At 44.7% G+C, this 18448-nt stretch carries 16 protein-coding genes; 9 read left to right on the plus strand and 7 right to left on the minus strand.

Annotated features, from left to right (window positions below; genetic code table 11):
* Nucleotides 1–16 precede the first annotated feature (16 nt).
* Both ACP2WE_RS07510 and ACP2WE_RS07515 read left to right on the plus strand, forming a co-directional pair.
* A complete protein-coding gene (locus ACP2WE_RS07510; protein ID WP_425214935.1) occupies nucleotides 17–889 on the plus strand; it encodes an MBL fold metallo-hydrolase in 873 nt (290 codons plus the stop codon).
* 68 nt (nucleotides 890–957) lie between these two features.
* On the plus strand, nucleotides 958–1761 hold the full coding sequence (locus tag ACP2WE_RS07515; RefSeq protein ID WP_425214936.1) for an ion transporter: 804 nt from the start codon (nucleotides 958–960) through the stop codon (nucleotides 1759–1761).
* On the opposite strand, the gene ACP2WE_RS07520 is transcribed toward ACP2WE_RS07515, so the two are convergent.
* Nucleotides 1758–5456 (minus strand): response regulator, encoded by a 3699-nt coding sequence (locus ACP2WE_RS07520; protein WP_425214937.1) that lies wholly within the window; start codon nucleotides 5454–5456, stop codon nucleotides 1758–1760. The genes ACP2WE_RS07515 and ACP2WE_RS07520 overlap by 4 nt on opposite strands.
* A 215-nt stretch (nucleotides 5457–5671) precedes the next feature.
* Here ACP2WE_RS07520 and ACP2WE_RS07525 point away from each other — a divergent pair, with 215 nt between their 5' ends.
* Both ACP2WE_RS07525 and ACP2WE_RS07530 read left to right on the plus strand, forming a co-directional pair.
* Nucleotides 5672–5851, plus strand: a complete 180-nt coding sequence (locus ACP2WE_RS07525) for a hypothetical protein (protein ID WP_425214938.1) — start codon at nucleotides 5672–5674, stop codon at nucleotides 5849–5851.
* A 24-nt stretch (nucleotides 5852–5875) separates the two neighbouring features.
* Complete coding sequence (locus tag ACP2WE_RS07530; RefSeq protein WP_425214939.1) at nucleotides 5876–6070, plus strand: hypothetical protein; 195 nt, start codon at nucleotides 5876–5878, stop codon at nucleotides 6068–6070.
* Nucleotides 6071–6080: 10 nt separating this feature from the next.
* Here ACP2WE_RS07530 and ACP2WE_RS07535 read toward each other — a convergent pair whose 3' ends face one another.
* Both ACP2WE_RS07535 and ACP2WE_RS07540 read right to left on the minus strand, forming a co-directional pair.
* Complete coding sequence (locus ACP2WE_RS07535) at nucleotides 6081–9740, minus strand: PAS domain S-box protein (protein WP_425214940.1); 3660 nt, start codon at nucleotides 9738–9740, stop codon at nucleotides 6081–6083.
* Between the two features lie 82 nt (nucleotides 9741–9822).
* Nucleotides 9823–10761, minus strand: coding sequence for an NAD(+) kinase (locus ACP2WE_RS07540; protein ID WP_425214941.1), 939 nt, complete (start codon nucleotides 10759–10761; stop codon nucleotides 9823–9825).
* A gap of 370 nt (nucleotides 10762–11131) precedes the next feature.
* On the opposite strand from ACP2WE_RS07540, the gene ACP2WE_RS07545 reads away from it, so the two are divergent.
* The 4 genes from ACP2WE_RS07545 (at nucleotide 11132) to ACP2WE_RS07560 (ending at nucleotide 14489) form a co-directional block, all read left to right on the plus strand.
* Complete coding sequence (locus tag ACP2WE_RS07545; protein WP_425214942.1) at nucleotides 11132–12169, plus strand: hypothetical protein; 1038 nt, start codon at nucleotides 11132–11134, stop codon at nucleotides 12167–12169.
* A gap of 7 nt (nucleotides 12170–12176) precedes the next feature.
* Complete coding sequence (gene ruvA, locus ACP2WE_RS07550) at nucleotides 12177–12815, plus strand: Holliday junction branch migration protein RuvA (protein ID WP_425214943.1); 639 nt, start codon at nucleotides 12177–12179, stop codon at nucleotides 12813–12815.
* 106 nt (nucleotides 12816–12921) lie between these two features.
* Nucleotides 12922–13464 (plus strand): OmpA family protein, encoded by a 543-nt coding sequence (locus ACP2WE_RS07555; RefSeq protein WP_425214944.1) that lies wholly within the window; start codon nucleotides 12922–12924, stop codon nucleotides 13462–13464.
* Nucleotides 13465–13559: 95 nt separating this feature from the next.
* Nucleotides 13560–14489, plus strand: a complete 930-nt coding sequence (locus ACP2WE_RS07560) for a ribonuclease Z (RefSeq protein ID WP_425214945.1) — start codon at nucleotides 13560–13562, stop codon at nucleotides 14487–14489.
* Nucleotides 14490–14654: 165 nt separating this feature from the next.
* On the opposite strand, the gene ACP2WE_RS07565 is transcribed toward ACP2WE_RS07560, so the two are convergent.
* Nucleotides 14655–14888: a hypothetical protein gene (locus ACP2WE_RS07565; protein WP_425214946.1), complete on the minus strand. Its 234-nt coding sequence runs from the start codon at nucleotides 14886–14888 to the stop codon at nucleotides 14655–14657.
* Nucleotides 14889–15245: 357 nt separating this feature from the next.
* Nucleotides 15246–16187: an alpha/beta hydrolase gene (locus tag ACP2WE_RS07570; protein ID WP_425214947.1), complete on the minus strand. Its 942-nt coding sequence runs from the start codon at nucleotides 16185–16187 to the stop codon at nucleotides 15246–15248.
* A gap of 59 nt (nucleotides 16188–16246) precedes the next feature.
* Between ACP2WE_RS07570 and rppA the strand changes: the two genes are divergently transcribed.
* A complete protein-coding gene (gene rppA / locus ACP2WE_RS07575; protein WP_425214948.1) occupies nucleotides 16247–16915 on the plus strand; it encodes a two-component system response regulator RppA in 669 nt (222 codons plus the stop codon).
* A gap of 13 nt (nucleotides 16916–16928) precedes the next feature.
* Here the strand turns inward: rppA and ACP2WE_RS07580 are convergent, their stop codons facing one another.
* Nucleotides 16929–17783: a cyanophycinase gene (locus tag ACP2WE_RS07580; protein WP_425215067.1), complete on the minus strand. Its 855-nt coding sequence runs from the start codon at nucleotides 17781–17783 to the stop codon at nucleotides 16929–16931.
* 297 nt (nucleotides 17784–18080) lie between these two features.
* Complete coding sequence (locus ACP2WE_RS07585; RefSeq protein ID WP_425214949.1) at nucleotides 18081–18305, minus strand: DUF4327 family protein; 225 nt, start codon at nucleotides 18303–18305, stop codon at nucleotides 18081–18083.
* Nucleotides 18306–18448: the final 143 nt, after the last annotated feature.

Consider the following 18448-nt stretch of genomic DNA (forward strand, 5'->3'; position numbering starts at 1 on the left):
TATTACCTAAGAAGCCATGGCAAAACTAAGTCAAAAGCGATCGCAAAATGTCGAGGGTGATTTTTATGTAGACAGTACCTGCATCGATTGCGATACCTGCCGATGGATGGCACCAGAGATTTTCCACGCAGTAGATGGACAGTCAGCCGTACATCATCAACCCATCCAACCCGATCGAAGATTATTGGCAATGCAGGCGCTATTGGCTTGCCCCACTGCATCGATTGGAACGGTTGAGAAGCCCACAGACATTAAAGCAGCGCAAGAGAGCTTCCCCATTCCCATTGTTGAAAATATCTATCATTGTGGGTTTCACTCCGAAAAATCTTTTGGGGCAGCAAGTTATTTGATCCAACGATCAGAGGGAAATATCCTGATCGATTCGCCCCGCTTTAACCCACCTTTGGTAAACCAACTAGAAGCAATGGGTGGGATTCGCTATCTTTACCTGACGCATCGCGATGATGTCGCCGATCATCAAAAATTTCACGATCGTTTCGGGTGCGATCGCTTGCTCCATACCGACGAAATCACCTCTGGCACGAGTTCCGTTGAAATTCAGTTCTCTGGCATAGAACCCATACAACTAGCTCCCGATCTACTCATAATTCCGACACCTGGGCATACCAAAGGTCACACGGTTTTGTTGTACCGCGATCGATTTCTCTTTACAGGAGATCACTTGGCTTGGTCAAAAGATCTTAATCAGTTAATCGGATTTCGCAATGCCTGCTGGTACTCATGGGCAGAAACAACAAAATCTATGCGGATGTTAATGGACTATTCCTTTGAATGGATATTGCCAGGACATGGTCGTCGTTTTCATGCGGATCGCGACACCATGAAACGAGAGATGCAAAAATGTGTGACTTGGATGGAAGCTCATTAGAGGGTTCTCTATTGAAGAATTTCTCCATCTATTCAGAAATAATCCATTCAGACATAAGGACTAGATTCTTGCTGCGCGAAAAAATTGCCTACTACCTTGATGATTTAGAAAACCCCATTGGTGAAGCGATTACGATCGCGATCGCTTTGTTAGTACTTTTGTCCTCGGGTATCTTTGTGGCACAGACCTATGAGTTGCCCAATTCCCTCCGTAATGTGCTGGATATCATCGATAACGGCATCCTCGCGACCTTTACCTTGGAATATCTTTTACGATTTTGGTGTGCAGAAAAAAAATTAAAATATTTCTTTAGCCTTTACGCAATTATCGATCTGGTCGCCATTTTGCCCTTCTTTTTAGGCGTATCAGATATCAAATTTATTCGGATCTTGCGTTCGTTTCGGATTTTAAGATTGATTCGTTTACTGAGCAAAAAATCGCTACTGGGGAGATTTGTGAACGAGGATCGGCTAATTTTTACGCGAATTCTGTTCACCCTGTTTGCCATTATTTTTGTCTATTCAGGATTAATTTACCAAATTGAGCATACAAGCAATCCTAAGGGCTTTCATACCTTTTTAGATGCCTTTTATTTCTCTATTGTAACGATGACTACAGTCGGATTTGGGGATGTGATTCCCACTTCTCAGGCAGGAAGATTGTTAACCGTGTTGATGGTGTTGACAGGAATTGCCCTAATTCCCGTCCAACTTGGCGAACTATTTAAAAAGCTAGTCAAGACGAGCAATCAAGTAGAAACACCCTGTTTTGACTGTGGGTTGTCTACCCATGATGTTGATGCTAAATTTTGTAAGGTTTGTGGCGCAAAATTGATCCCCCCGTCTTGCCCGATTGATGCCGTAAAGAGCTAAAGTCTTGATTTGAGCGCCTGAGCGACTCTAGCATATTCCGCTTCGAGATTTTGTAGAATGGCATGCAGCGATTCCAAATTGCTATCAGAACTACTATTTGGCTTGTAGAAAGATTGTAATTCTTTACACAAATCAACAAGTTTTTTGGCGCCAAAAAGTGCGCTCCCCCCCTTTAGAGAGTGGTTTTCAAACCCGAATGTCTTCAGATCGTTTTCACTCAAAGCTACTTTCATTTTTGTCAGCGATTGCGCTGATTCTGTTAAATAAGAGCGAATGATTTCAGCCAGAGATGCCTCTCCAATAAAGCCTTCCAATTTATCCAGGGCATCCGCATCAATGACCGAAGGTAAATATGCGTCTGATGTTTCAGCGATCTCTTTCGCATCATCGGTCGTCGTCTCCATGACATCCATACTTTGATGCGAGCTTCGCGGAGCGCGTTGCAAAGCTGCTAGTAACTCTTGAACTTGCAGTGGCTTTGTCAGATAATCATTCATACCCGCAGATATGGCAGATTCGCGTGATTCTCTAAAAGCATTTGCCGAGAGCCCGATAATCCAAGGATTGCGATCGGTTAATTCACGAATGCGGTAACTAGCTGTCAACCCATCCATAACAGGCATTTGGATGTCCATAAATATGAGATCGTAGGGCTGCCTTTCTAGAGCGACTACTGCTTCCATTCCATTGCCTACCGCATCTCCTGTGTAACCTAATCGCTCTAACATGAGCAAAAGAATTTTCTGATTGACGGGATTGTCTTCAACGATCAAAATTTGGAGGGGATAGCGCTTGGCAAAGCTTGTATCTAAATGCAAAGCTTTCAAAGGGATTGGCAATTTGGAGGTATCCACAGCAAAGATGTTTAAAAAGGTTTGATAGAGTTTAGATTTGGAGATTGGTTTTGTCAAAGATGCCGCAAAACGAAGGGAACTTGGCGCTTCGGACTCCGTTAGAAAAGTCAGTAAAATCAGAGGTAACGAAGGAGAAATCCCCTGGATGTTTTTTGCAAGGTCAAGGCTATTACTTCCTAGCATATGTCTGTCAAGTATGACGGCATCAAAATAAGAAAATTCCATGCATTGCAATGCTTCTAAGGGTGAGGAAGCTATTTGCACGATCGTTCCCCACGATTGCGCGTACAGAGAGAGCGCTTGGCGGAGCGTGGCATTTGCATTAACGATCAGGATGCGTTTGTTCTTTAGCTCTGGCGCGATCGGTTCTGGTTCTGTGGCGATCGCCTGCACGCGAATAAAGAAACTGAATGTCGAGCCTTGTCCCACTTCGCTCATCACGCGAATCTCACCGCCCATAAGTTCGCAAAGCTGCTTGCAGATCGCAAGTCCCAGACCTGTGCCGCCATATCGGCGAGTAATGCTACTATCTGCCTGACTAAATGCTTGGAAAAGCTTACCGATCGCTTCGGGGGTAATACCCACACCCGTATCGCGCACAGAAAAGTGCAATTCGTGAATGTTTGAGTCTGGTGCGATCGCAGTAGATTTCACGATAATCGCAATTTCGCCTTTCTCTGTAAATTTGATCGCATTGCTGACCAAATTGACTAAAATCTGGCGTAGGCGGGTGGAGTCCCCAAGAATGCGTCGGGGCACATCAGAGTTGATTAAAGCCGAGAGTTCTAAAGATTTTTCTGCCGTGCGAGATGCCATGAGGTCGAGAACTTCATCAATACATTCCGATAGATCGAAAGGATGTTCTTCTAATTCAAGTCGTCCAGACTCTATTTGGGAGAAATCGAGAATCTTGTTGATCACCGACAACAACATTTCGCCGCCCTGTCGAATCGTTGCGACAAACTGCTTTTGCTGAGAAGATAGGGGGGTGTCAAGCAAGAGTCCCGTCATGCCAATGACAGCATTCATAGGAGTACGAAGCTCGTGACTCATGACTGCGAGAAATTCACTTTTAGCTCGGTTGGCAGCTTCTGCTAGTCTGGCAGATTCGAGTGCAGCTTCGGCTTGCTTGTGATCGGTGACGTCTTCTATTCCCACAACAAATTGGATGGGATTATCATGGATATCTCTTACAAGTCCAACCCGCACGATCGCATCGACGATCCTGCCATTTTTATGGATGTACTGTTTCTCAAGTTGACCGTTTGTAATTTCACCAGCCATTAACCGATCGAACAAAGTCATAGTTCTTTCGATAAAATCGGGGTGCGTCAGCTCGAACGAAGTCATTTTCAACATTTCTTTGGAAGAATAGCCAAAAATCCTGCAAACATCTTGATTTACAGTTAAATATTTTCCTTTTAGATCGAGGGTAGTAATACCAACAGGAGCATTATGGATGGTCAGGCGTAGCAATTCTTCACTCTGACGCAGCTTTGCTTCGGCTTGCTTGCGATCGCTAATATCACGTCCTTCAGGGATCAGTAAAATCACGTTTCCTGTCTCGTCCTTTAATGGACGTAGCGAGAAATCAATGGTTGCAACGATTCCACCTACCCCCAAAACATCTACTTCATAACGTACAAATTCACCCTGTGCAGCCCTTGCAACTGCTTGTTTGAGTTGGGTTTGCGCTGCTTCCGAAATCTTCCACCAATAGGTATCCCAAAAATTTTTACCGATGACATCGTTGCGGAGGAGCCCCCCAAAGTCTAAAAACGTTTGATTGGCTTCTATCAAAATTCCATCTAACGTTAATAACCCCGTGAACTGAAACGTATTATTAAAAATGGCGCGAAATTTGCGCTCGCTTGTTTCTAATTCGTCAGCTTGTTGAATCGCGATCGCCAATTGCACAGACAACTGCTGTAGCAGGCGCAGGTCAGTATCTTCCCAGACACGCGGAGCATCGCACTGGTGGACGACCAATAGCCCCCATAAATATTGAGAATTTGTCTTGGGAGTAGGTAGCAAGATGGGCACAACCAGATTGGCACGCACCTGAAAGCGTTCGAGCAGTGTTATGTGACACGCCGTCAAGTTTGCTGCATAGATATCTGAGGCAGCAAAGATCTTGCCCTGTCTGTATTCCCCACCTAGATTGCCGCGAAAGCAGTTATCGACGACATGCTCGTAAAGACAAGGCTGCCAAGGAGGGACGATCGCTTCTGCAACAACTTGTCCGCTCATATCGGCGTTAAATTTATAGACGACCGTGCGATCGGCATTTAGAAAGGCGCGAACTTCCTGCACGATCGCCTGATAAACATCATCTAGGTTAAGCGATTGCCGCACATTGAGGGCAATTTGGGCAATTAGAGACTCCTGGTGTTGTGCTTGGACTAGTTTGCGAGAGAGTGCAATCCGATCGAGTAGGCTACCCAGACTCTGAACCAACGAAACCTGCGTGATGTTGGCTTTTGCCAAATAGTCCATTGCACCCAACTTCATCGCGGACACGGCAAGTTGCTCGTCACCATGCCCCGTTATCAAAATTGCAGGGATTTGCAAGTCTGCGTTGTCTTTCCCCATGCACTCTAGAAACTCTAGCCCATCTCCATCGGGTAACTGAACATCAACCAGCACCACATCGGGGTTTTGCGATCGCCATAGGTCTATCCCTTCTTTTAAGGTTTCGGCTTCTAAAATGCTATAACTGCTGTTCTGATTCGATCGGAGATACCGACCGTAAGTCTTGCGATCGCTTTCAGAATCATCCACGATCAAAACCTTTATGGAAGGCAATTCAACCGCGATCGGATTAGAAGGGAGATTAGACATGCTTAGATAGGAAGTTAATAGAGAAAATTACCTAAAATCTTGCACTGTTGCCCAAATGCCAACAGCTTATGTTCTTAATTTTAAAACATCCATAGCTAACAAGTCAGGGTAACTGTATGTAATATCAATAATTATGAAATCAAGTATTTGGGCTGAATATCAAACCCACTCTAGTTAGTAGCCAGTTTCCAATTTATTCAGACAGGAGAAAGATTTTGCCACAAAGAAAACAAACAAAGGGAATTTGTACCTATTGCCATAAAGAATTGACCAAGGGCGTGGTTGGCAAACACTTAACTACTTGTCCACAACTCAAGGAAGCGATCGCGAAAGCCAAGCAAGGGAAGTTAGCAACTGAGACGCTTTACCATCTCAGGGTTCAGGATGCCTACTAAAGTGAGTTTTGGTTAGATTTAGAGATGCGTGGTTCTAAAAGCCTAAAGGATCTAGACAATTGTATAGAATGTCAGCTCGAAGAAGATACATCGGGATTGTTGTGCGATCGGCATACCAAAAATCATCCCCATGACAATTATGGTGAACCATTGCCCCTTGTCAATTCTCCGCGCATGGGTATGTGCGGCTATGATGGCTCTGCCAATCCCCCCGATTAGAATAGCCATATTATAGTGGCAAGGTTACCGTAAACGTACTCCCCACACCAATCTCGCTTTCTATGGAAATCTTGCCATGATGCGCCTCAACATACTGCTTGACAATCGATAGCCCTAAGCCAGTGCCCTCAGACTTTTCAGCGTTTTTAGCCCGATAGAATGGGTCAAAAATATGTTTTCGATCCGTTTCGGAAATACCGATGCCGCGATCGCGAACGCGAAAAATTACATAGGTTTGTTCTTTGGCTTTAGTCCGAGATTTTGCAGCTTTATGATTTGCTTGCGAAGGCGAGAGCGATGCAGGCTGACAATCGAGTTCCAAGATGACCGTGGTATTCTCAGGCGAATACTTTAAGGCATTCGATAAAAGGTTAGAGAGAATGGAATCTAGAATCCGTCTATCTAAATTAGCCTTTTGCAAATGACAGAGGTTATGATATTGAATCCTTTGCTGATTGCCGATACTCAATATCATTTCCGTGACAAGTTGGCGACAATACTTATCTACTTGCAGTGGTTGGGGATTTAATTCCAATTTACCGACTTCAGCACGATTGATCGTTAAGACATCGTTCATGATCGCAATAAGACGCTTTGTACTAGATTCGATATGATTTACATGTCTTTGAATGGACTCGTTTTCTAGGCGATTGTTCGTCAGTTTGAGCAAATGGGCTGCATTCGTAACCACAGCTAATGGAGTGCGAAACTCATGGGACATCATTGAAAAGAAACGAACCCTCAGAGCGCTTATTTCTTTTTCTCGCTCTAACTCTAAGCGCAATGCCTCTGCCTGCTTCCGTTCGGTGATATCTTGCGTAATTCCATAACTTTTTATAGATTTACCATCACTGTCTAAGACATGACGACCTTTCGTGTAAAGCCACTTGGAAGAACCATCTGGAAGAAGAATTTTGAAATCCATCTCAAATGAGGAATTGGTTTTCAAGGATTCCTCAGCTTTTTGAAATAATCGCGCACGATCTTCAGGATCCATTCGTTCTAAAATGAGATCGGAGTGTGGCACGAGATTCTCTGGCGAAAATCCCCAGAGTTGAAATAGTTGGTCTGACCAAGTAATTTCACCAGTAGCCGTATCGCATTCCCAATTACCCATGTGGGCAATGCGTTGAGCCTCAGCCAAAGCAGCTTCACTCTTAAGCAACTTTTCTTCAGCTTGTTTGCGATCGCTAATATTTCTAGCAATTCCCATCACCATGGATTCGCCCTTAAACTCAAATGTCATTCCAGCGACTTCAACGGGAAACTCTGAGCCATCCTTTCTAACATGAATCACCTCAAACACAAAATGTCTTCCATCTGGACTTGTTACAGATTTAGGACAGTTTGTATGGAAGTAGGGTGGAATGATGTCGCGAGGGGACTTTACTAATAATTCTTCTCTAGTATAGCCAAGGCTACGGCAGGCAGAATCATTCACCTCAAGAAACTTGATATCTGACCCTTGCGGATGTACAAAGACGGAATCTTCGATCGCATCGAAGAGTATACGGTATTTTTCTTCGCTTTCCTTAAGAGCTTGCTCTGCTTGCTTGCGAGCGCTAATATCGCGCACGATCACCAGGACTTCATCCTCACCATAGGGTGCAACGCGCACTTCTTCATAGACAAGCCTGCCAAACTTGGGGATCTGATGTTCGTAGATTTGAACTTCTCCTGTAGCGATCGCGCGATCGAAAATCTGTACCTGCTCAACTAGAATCTCTGGCGGTAAAACTTCGGAGATGTGCTTCCGAACGGGTAAATACTCGCATTCGTTGAGCGTAGAAGGGGCAGAAGGCATTATGCATTCTACACAGGTGCCATCACTCTTTAGTAGTAAAAGCAAATCAGGCAGTGTATTGAGAATGGCACGATTGCGAGCTTCGCTCTTGCGGAGCGCTTCTTCGATCTCTTTGCGCTTGCTGATATCATGGGCAAAAGCCATAATGGCAGGCTTGCCATTATAGTCGAATAGATTTGCTCTAATTTCTACAGGAAATTTTCTACCATCTTTACTAACGTGAATCGTTTCAAAAAAGGCTTGTTTTGTGGATAAGAGTCTCTCAATCACTTCGGCTCCAGGAAAGTGAGTCGCTTCTGGCGCCACAATATGCTTGGGTGACATTTGTAAAAGTTCTTCTCGGGTATAGCCTAAACATTCACACGCAGCCTCATTCACTTCAAGAAATACCTCTGCCCTATGTTTGGAGTTTAATCTATGCACAAATACGGCGTCATCTTTGCTATTAAATAGGACCTGATATCTTCTTTCACTTTCTCTTAAAGCTTCTTCGGCTTGTTTGCGGCTAATTGCCATGCCAATATACGAGGCGATCGCCTTAGCTAATTGGATCTCCTCATCAGAAAAGTTATAAGGGCGATCGTAATAAAAAGCGATTTCTCCTAAGGTGCGATCTTGGTGGATCAACGTGAAAACGCCAAGGCTTCTAAATCCCTCTGCTCGAATTGCTTCGCGTAGAGGCGCTAGTTCTGGTTTGAGTTCTATGTCTGGAATGATTCTTGGCGCAGTGTTTCGGGGGCTAAAATGTTTCATGAAAAAGCTTTCAGCAATTTTTTGGTAGCCCTTACTGATCCCATCGGCTAACTGATAACGAACATGACCTTGTTCGTCTTGCATTAAGATAGCAGAGCGATCGGATTGGAAGATCTTTCTGACTGAGGCGATCGCAACAGCGTACACTTGATCGAGCGTGGTAGCTTGGTTTAGATCGAATGCCATTTGATAGGTCATTTCAAGGCGCTCGAGGTGTCTTCTTAATTTTGCTTCTATCCGCCCTCGCTCCTCTAAAGCATTGACAAGTTGAGAATTCACGGTAAGAAAATCTTCTGTGTGTTGTCGAAATCTTGTTTCGATTACCTGATTGAGTCTGTGTAATTCCAGTTCTGTTTGCTTGCGATCGCTGATATCCTTGGCTATCCAAGTGACGGTGTCTTCTGATATAGGCGTAATCGTTGTAGAGAACCAAACCTCCTTACCTTGGATCGATAAAACATATTCGATGGTTTTGACCGTTTGCGCGGCAACGGTTTCACAAATTTCACTCAAAAAGTAGTCAGCAAGATGTTGTGGTAAGACTTCGTGTAGTGTTTTATTCGATTTTTGATGCAGGTGACTGTTCAGTTCAGAGTGAGCCGACAAAACCTCAAGATAACGTCCTTCCGTATTCATAACAAAAACAAAATCTTCCATCCCAGCGAACAGATTATAGATTTCTGCATCTGAGCTTCCGAGAGGCTTATTTTCCCGTTCCAAGGTCTGTTCTAAAACAATCACGAAACCAATCGAGGCTCCTCGATCGCTTTTAATCGGGGTTACATGAAAACAAATAGGAACTTCATTGCCGTTTCGAGCGATCGAAACAAGATCGTCTAAAGCCCAATCAACTCTCTGGCGTGCGGATTTTGCAAGCAGATTGGTTAAGCGTTTTCCTAACTTGCGATCGACAATTTTGAGGGATTCCTCTAAAGGTTTACCGATTCCTTCAGAACCTGATATTCCAGTCAAAATTTCAGCGACAGGATTCATCTGCGTAATCAATCCTTGCATATCGGTACAGATCAAGCCATTTGGAATGCTTGATAGTACGGTCTTGAGCATAAGTTCCTGCTCTTTTAATTGTCGTGTTGCACCTGACGATCTCTGCATCTTTGTCCTCTCCCTTTGCACTGTGTTTGATGTTTTGCGTTCAGTCTTTCCTCAATCTGGTTCGCTTAAATTTCCCTGCTTTTTAAGGTGCTTTCTCTTGGCGATGGTGATTTTGATAGCGTACTCTTGCCCCTGCCCATAGGAGCTTCTCTCGTAAGGCACGATAAAAAGAGTAATCTTCCCCCAGCACTATAAACTGTGCTTCGCAATCAGCCATCCGAATATCAACTTTTTGCCCAGGTAAAACCGAAGTTGCTAACACCCCATCCATCCATAGTTTCATGGTCAGATCGTCATTTCCCAAGGGCCAAACGCTTACCCTCAGCCTTGGCGGTAAAATGATCGTGCGACTCGAAAGACTAAGCGGACAGATTGGCGTGATCGCGATCGCATTCATGCTTGGGTGCAAAATTGGCCCGTTCGCCGCCACAATGTAAGATGTGGAGCCTGTAGGCGTAGCTATAAGTAAACCGTCCCCGTGATATTGATCGACTATCTCTCCATCTATCTCTAATTCTAACGATGCTGTCACCATGCGATCGGGTGATGCTGGCTTAACGCACATTTCATTGAGACATAAAAAAGGTCCGCAATTTTGTCCCGCCACATTTCCTAGGCTCGGCGCTACGGTTGCGACTTGGGCTTGCAGCATCATGCGTTTTTCGATCGCAAAGCGATCGGTCAGCAACCTTTGCCAAATTTCTTTAGTGTCTTGGCAATGCTCGCTAGGTTGGGTGAGAAATCCTAAGTGTCCACCTGTATTGATTGCCAAAATCGGGACTGATAGGGGTGCTAAATATCTTGAAGCTCCTAACGTGGAGCCATCTCCACCTAACACAACCGCCAGATCGATATCGTGCATTGACTCGATAAAAACTGGGTATGGATTATCATTAGCACCACTCGGCCCCATCAAAACTTTGCTACCTAGGCTTTCTAGTTCATCGCTACATCGCTCTGCCCAAGCTTTGCTAATCTCATTCCCTGCTTTATAAGCAACGATCGCTTTGTTAATTTCCACAGTGTTGAATTAAATAAAAATTTGCAATGGCTGATGAAACTTTTGCTTTTGGAGGAGCTTACGTCCACTTTTAATACACTGACTAAATCTTAGAGGTTTGTCTATACAATCCATCACTTACGATTTATGGCATCTTTTTCAGACGAATTGTTTCCCTCAAATGGTTTAAATCGATGATTTCAGTATCAATTGATACAGATCTTTGCTTTGAAACGTCTTTTTTTTATCTCGCTAGCCCAAACCCTTGAGGTGACTGAGATAAATAATTACATTTTGTCTATTTTTTTCAGAAAGTGTTAGCACAAAAATCAGATTTTAAGTTACTATTTGCCCATAGTTCGTTGTGTCGTTTTTAGGTTAAGGGCAAGTCATGAGCCAGTCTGAATTTGGCAATCTATCGGCATCAGAATCAGAATCTAAGCCAGACATTATCACTTCCACCTCTGAGCCAAAAATATTAGAGCAGCAAGCAGCCTTATTGGTTGAAGTTGAGCGATCTCAAGTTTCAGAGTCTTTGGTCGCTCAACATGACAGTTTAGAGCAAGAACTGAAAAGTTGTTATGCCCAAAACGAACAAATTCATGTATTGCTATACCAAGCCCAAGAACAACTCGTGCTATCGCAACAAGTAATTGAGTGTCAAGAGGCTTTGACTCAAACCTTACAAAAACGCATCGAACAACTCGAACACGATCTGGAAATCAAGTCGGCTTTGGTCGAACAAGCAAATTCAAACTGTGATGAATTGAAAGAACGACTAAAACGACAGCAGCATCGAAATTCCCAGTTAAAGGCTGCCTATGAGAAGCGACTAGACATTGAAGCAGAATCGCTCAAAGAAGAAATTCCGCTGATGGAGTCTTGGGCAGTGGCTAAGCTAGCTGAAGAGAAAATAAATCCCATCCCTACATCGCACAGCGACGAATCTCTTCAAAACGTCGTGCAAATCATGCCAGTTGCTCAAGAACCTATCCCCACGATCGCGGCAATTTCATCAAGTTCTCTTAAGCCAGAGCTAGCCAAGCCCGCAGTAACTAGAGCTACCAATCTTTCTACCCCCATTCCCTCCCTCCCTGAATTTGGGCTTTTAGATGAGCCTGTACATAGAAAAGAGCGTGAAAGAGCAGAGGTAAATACAACAGCATCTATCCAAGAAAATTTAGAGAGAGAAAATCAAGAGCGAGAAAACTTGGATCGGGCAAGCCTCAATCAACATGCCTATCAACCCAAACTCTTGTTATCACAGGTGTCTATGCCTAAGTTTATGCAAGTCCTCTCCGATGCGAGTGTAGAGCCACCAGATCAAGACCTTGAACCCACCTCGGCTACGATCGCCAACAAGCGCAATACGATTTCTTCTCTCGCTGCGGTTAAACTGCCTCAGTTTCCTCCCCTGAGACGACCATGAGGCGCTCATGATTGGTTATTTGCGTGGGGCGATCGCTGCATGTAGAGCGGCAGAGTCACCTCGTAAGGCTCCTGTCTGTTTTTGGCTCACCCTTGACGTTCAAGGTGTCGGCTACGATCTACAGGTAACGGCTAGCGCTGCTAGCAACTTGGCTACGGTCGGCGAAATTGTCCAAATCTTTACGCATTTACAGACCCGCGAAGACCAAATGGTTTTGTTTGGTTTTCCCACCTTAGCCGAACGCGATCTGTTTCGCCAGCTAATCGGCGTTACAGGAATCGGCACGCAGGTTGCCATGGCATTACTGAATAGCTTGGGTATTCAAGATTTGGTGAGAGCGATCGTCACAGGCAATACTCGCGTGCTCAGCCTCACACCAGGGGTAGGCAGCAAGACAGCAGAGCGACTGGCGCTTGAGTTAAAATCTAAGCTAGCGGATTGGCGAATTGCCCAAGTCGGTACGATTAGTTCAGCTGTGACCGTCGTCCAAGAAGAACTAGAGATGACATTACTTGCCTTAGGATACACCCCAACCGAGATTGGTGCGGCACTGAGGGCGATTTCTACCTCTTCAACATTGATTCAGTCACAGGACGTCGAACCTTGGCTTAAAGCCGCGATCGCATGGCTAAGCCAGCAGTCATAATTCATGTTTTTTTTGCAAAGAATGAATAGGGTTTACACGGAACAGCCTATGATTGCCTAGTAATTTGGCTGGCATTACAAGGGATTGCAGTACAGAGGTGTGAAAAATGGCAGAAAAAGCAGTTAGACCTATGGCTGAGGACAGCAGATCCATAAGCACTGAACGTCCATTGGTTACCTTTTTGCTACGTTCTCTGTTTTTGGGCATTGGAGGCATGGTTACCGCAGTTCTGGGCATAGCGATCGCCATGTGGCAACCAGCATGGATTTGGCAACCCTCATCCCCCAACTTTGGTTTTAAAAAGCAGCAATTTACCCTCACCGCTGATGCCCTGTTCGATCAGGGTAAAGCCGTAATTCGACCCGAGAGCGCTAAGCTGCTTGATGAAATTGCCGCCCAGTTACCGATGAGCGCAGGTAAAAGTGTGAGAATCATGGGGCATCTGGATGCGGGTAATAATGAAAATGGGGCTTTGGCATTATCGTATTTGCGTGCCGCCGCCGTAGAGTCTTACTTGATGCGCTTACGTGGTGAACAGACCTATCATTGGATTGCGATCGGCTTTGGCTCAAGTCGTCCTCTGACTCCAAATGACAGTAACAATAGCCGTAAAACCAATCGTCGCATTGAAATTGTTGTCGATGATTAATCAAGAATATCCGTTGTCAGTCACTCGTAAAGCGGCTACCAGCGTTCAGCTTTTCTATCCATTACTGACAACTGCCCCATAAACACTGACTATTTATGCAGATCACTTTTCTTGGTACTAGCTCTGGGGTTCCCACACGCAGCCGTAATGTCTCAAGCATTGCCCTGAGATTGCCCCAACGAGCAGAAGTATGGTTGTTTGACTGTGGCGAAGGTACACAGCATCAACTTTTGCGTAGTGATGTCAAAATTAGCCAGATCAGTAAAATTTTTATCACCCACATGCATGGGGATCATATTTTTGGCTTAAGCGGACTGCTAGCAAGCTGCGGCATGGCAGGCAATGTCAGTCGCATGGATATTTATGGGCCAACAGGACTTGCAGACTACCTTGATGCTTGCCTGCGCTACAGCGAGACGCGCCTAGCTTACACGCTCAAAGTCCATAAAATTAAGCCCGGTCTGGTATTTGCGGATGATGAATTTTCCGTGAGTTGCGCGCCGCTCAAACATCGCGTCACAGCCCACGGTTACAGAATTGAAGAAAAGGATCGCCCAGGTAAGTTTGATGTGCAAAAAGCGATCGCTTTAGGAATTCCCTCAGGCCCAATCTTTGGACAGCTTAAGCAGGGCAAGACGGTGACATTACCCGATGGTCGTCAGTTTGATGGCAAGGACTTTTGTGGAGAGCTACAGGCAGGGCGAAAGGTAGTTTATTGCACGGATACAATTTATTGTGACAGTGCCGTAGAACTCGCCAAGGGAGCCAATGTTCTGATCCATGAGGCTACGTTTGCTCATCAAGACTCCGATATGGCTTATCAGAGACTCCACTCCACAAGCACAATGGCAGCACAGGTCGCACTCAATGCTGGGGTAAATGACTTAATCATGACCCACTTTAGCCCCCGCTATGCCCCAGGCAATGCTTTACAGCTTGACGACTTACTTAAAGAAGCTCGCTCAATCTTTGCGAATACCCACTTAGCCCATGATTTTATGAGCTTTGAGGTCGATGCAAAATAATCCTTATAATCCTTGCATTTCTAGTCAGGAATCGGTAATTCTTTCAAGGCAATGCAATTCCCCTTTGGATTACGAACTGTCGAGGGGTAGGCATTGGGGCACTACCCCTACCAAAGTCGATCGCCCCTACAGATAAAGAATTAGGGCGAAGTTTTAGATGGGTAATTAGACTTTTTCTAAGACTTTGGTTTCGAGGTTTACAAACTGGCGATCGTACTCAAACTCATGTTCTGCTTCGATCGGCTCAGAATCAGATTGAGCTGAAACTCGAACATTTTGGGTCGATAATAATTTCCCCTTCATGGCAAGAACGATCGCGGTCGCAAAACAACTCAAACTAATTCCAGCAGAAATTAGAATGTAAAGATTCAAATTTGGATGATTTGAAAGCTCTAACATTGATAAATAAACTGGTTGGTAGATTTCTTGCATAGAAAAAAATTTGTAGAGCAATGATTATTGGTTTAGCACGATCCCCATTTTTCTACTACCCCCAAATGATAAAAGTTAAGCCTAATATGTTCGTTTGTTGCGATATACCATCAAATAATTAAGCAAATAAATAATAAAAATTCGCTGTTTACTAAGCTCAGAGTCACTTTCTTAGTCCTAAAGACTCTTGATAGTAAATACTCATATTTTTATTGAGAAAATGAATGCGATCCCCAATATAAATTAGGCATTTGAAATATTTTGGGTGAAATTATTTATATCATCATGCTGGAATTGTGACAAATTCCCATCGTTTTGCCTGACTTAACTACTGAAAAATTGCTGAATAGCCTGTAAATAGGAATGTTCTGGTTGATAAATTCTGGCATGTTCGGCATTCGGCACTAAGAATAGTTGTTTTCGAGTTGGGGCGAGTTCGTAGAGCTTCTGACTCATATTCGCTGGGATGCCACTATCTTTGAGTCCGTGAATTAGGAGAACGGGTAGTTTTAGCGATCGCATTTTCTCCACCGAATCAAAGCGCTGGTCGAGCAATAGATCGATTGGGATGACCTTCGCCCAAGTTGGTTGCTTAACCACATCTGCCATTGATGTGAAGGTACTCTGCAAAATTAGACCGCCCGCATCTGGTTTCTTAATCGCCAAATCCAAGGCGATCGCGCCACCCAACGACTCGCCATACATGATGATTTGCTGTGGGGGAACCGCACGAACCTGCGTCAAGTAATCCCATGCCACCTGACTATCTTGATAAAGCTGAAACTCACTGGGAAAATTGCCCTGACTCTGACCATAACCCCGATAGTCGATCGCAAGCACAGAAAAACCAAGTTGTCGCAGCCCCTCAATTCTTGCTAAGTTATGGCTAATATTGCCACCCGTACCGTGCAAATACAGGATCGTTTTGGGAGATTTGAGCGCAAGGGTCGGCTCTTTGGGCAAGGAAGGCGGTTCGCTCAAAGCTGGCGCAGGAAACCACCAGCCATGAATTTTTTCGTTAGAGCCTGCGATCGCAATCCAAACATCTTCATAGGGCAACCGATAATCGCGATCGCTTGGAAATCTAGCAATTTCAGGACTTGGGTTGTAAATAAGCTGGCGCTGTTGCATATACAGGAACGCACATGTGCCCGTGTAGGCAAGCGTTGCGACACCCAAGAGCGATGGGAGAATATTTTTCTTGCGTGCAAACCTCAGTAACATTTCTCGTTTCGGGGATTTTGTTATATTTTTGACACTACCCATAGGTTTTAACATGGTCAATGGCTGATGAATTAAGACGTATTTAAAACGGTAGAGATCCCATGCGCGTACTTTTGGTTGATGATGAAGTGGAGCTAGCCGAGCCATTGCAACGACTGCTAACCAACCAAGGCTATATTGTCGATATTGCCCACGAGGGGACTAGAGGACTAGAGCTAGCCCAAACAGGGGGATATGACCTATTGATTTTAGATTGGCTAATGCCAAAGTTATCGGGGGTTGAGATTTGCCGCCAGTTGCGCCAACAGGGAGACAGTACGCCAGTCTTATTTCTTACTGCCAAAGATACCCTAGACGATCGCGTTGAAGGGCTAGATAGTGGTGCAGATGATTATTTAGTGAAACCTTTTGAATTACGGGAGTTATTGGCAAGAGTCAGAGCATTGCTGCGGCGATCGCCCATCGTGGAAACCCGTCGCTTGATTTTTGCCGATCTAGAGCTAGATCGCGACAGCCAAGTTGTTTACCGTAAGGGTGAAGCGATCGCCCTGTCTGAAAAAGAATATCAATTGCTCGAATACTTTATGCGCCATGCCAATCAATTACTCAGCCACGATCAGATCTATCGACATCTTTGGCAAGATAGCTCAGATGCCCCAGTCAGTAATGCCCTCGTTGCACAAATTCGGCTATTGCGCCGCAAGATCGACACAGACGCTGCTTCTTCCCTGATTCATACCGTTTACGGCAAGGGCTATCGCTTCGGATAAAGCCAACTTAAAGTTAAATAACTGAATTCATCGCTGTGCGTTTGAGTAGGTGATATCTGCCACCTGCCCCAAGAATATGCACGCGCAAATTATGAATGGTTAAGGGTGCGGTATCGCTAACCCAAAGCTGGTTGCTATAGGACACTTCACCAGGATCGACCACCGTAACTGTGCCACGACCGATCACTTTCATGACATTATCCAGCTCAAAGATGGCGGCTGTGTCTTCGTCAATCCCTACACCCAACTTATCGGGATGGGCAGCGATCGCAGTCATCAGACGTGCCATGCGATTGCGATTGTGAAAATGCTGATCGACAATAATTTCGGGCAAAATCCCCAAGCCCGTGCTCATGTTGACCATTTCTTTATGGGGAGACTCACCACTGCCACCACCAGAGATCATGTGGTAGCCCATTGCGGCAGCACCAGCACTGGTTCCAGCTAAAACAATTGTGCCTTTGCGAAGTCTTTCTTGGATAGCAAATGCCATTGGGGTTTCAGCAATTAACCCGCATAGACGCAATTGATCGCCACCCGTCATAAAAAAGCCAGTAAAGCGATCGACTAACTCTTCGGCTTCTTCGGCAGTCTGCTTTGGACGTTCGCGAATATCTAGAACCTCGACAAATTCGGCACGGAGTTCAGTAAAGATCTGATGATAAATGCGACCGATAATGTCAGGCTCGCGCGAAGCACATGGGATGATCGCGATACGTGCTGACGATCCGCCAGAGTTTTCTACAAAGGCTTTTAGTATTTTGCGATCTTGGACTTTATCCTCACCACCACCAATCACCATTACCGCAGATTTGATTGCTTGAGACATGCCCCTTTCCAATGCCACTTCTTGCTCTAAGTTCAGCATACTAGCAGATTCATCGACAAACTGTTTCAAGCGTTCTATTTGCTTGAAGTCTTGTGTCGATTTTTGCTCTGGCTTACTCCTCAAGGCGGTGCGCTCCCTTCGATGCTGACAAAATTTGGTGAAAACTGCTTGGGGATTCCATTAAATCATTCTATCGATTTGATGACAATCCAAGTACTAGTTATACGTGATGACGACAACTAGAATCTGCAATGAGAAATACTTTCTCTATTAAAGTTTAAATCTTAAAAGCCCTAATCTCGCATTCTAAATCTGAAAATCAGATCGAAATCTAGTTTAGTCGCAGGACCAATCTTCTTGACTGACTAGATCGCAGATGCGATCGCGTAGTAAAAACTGGTTCATCTCTAGCTCTTGCTCGATCTGACACCATTCTCGATCTGGGTAAAATCGGCACAGTGCATGGATCGGTTGATGACGGTTGAGACTGCCACTCTCAACAAGGTGTCTAGCTTCATCACGGATAGCACCAATAGAATACTGAAGAGTCTGTACTATCATAAAAGGCCTCTACTTCTGTTTGAAGTTTAGTTGTCTGTTACTAAATATACAAATATTGCTTATTCTCGCACAAATTCCTCAGATCTGTTGGTGATATAACGGAGCTTCATAGAAATGTAAGCTTTTGACTGAAGTTCCCTATG

It is taken from the genome of Tumidithrix helvetica PCC 7403 (assembly GCF_965232925.1).
GTDB lineage: Bacteria > Cyanobacteriota > Cyanobacteriia > Pseudanabaenales > Pseudanabaenaceae > Tumidithrix > Tumidithrix helvetica.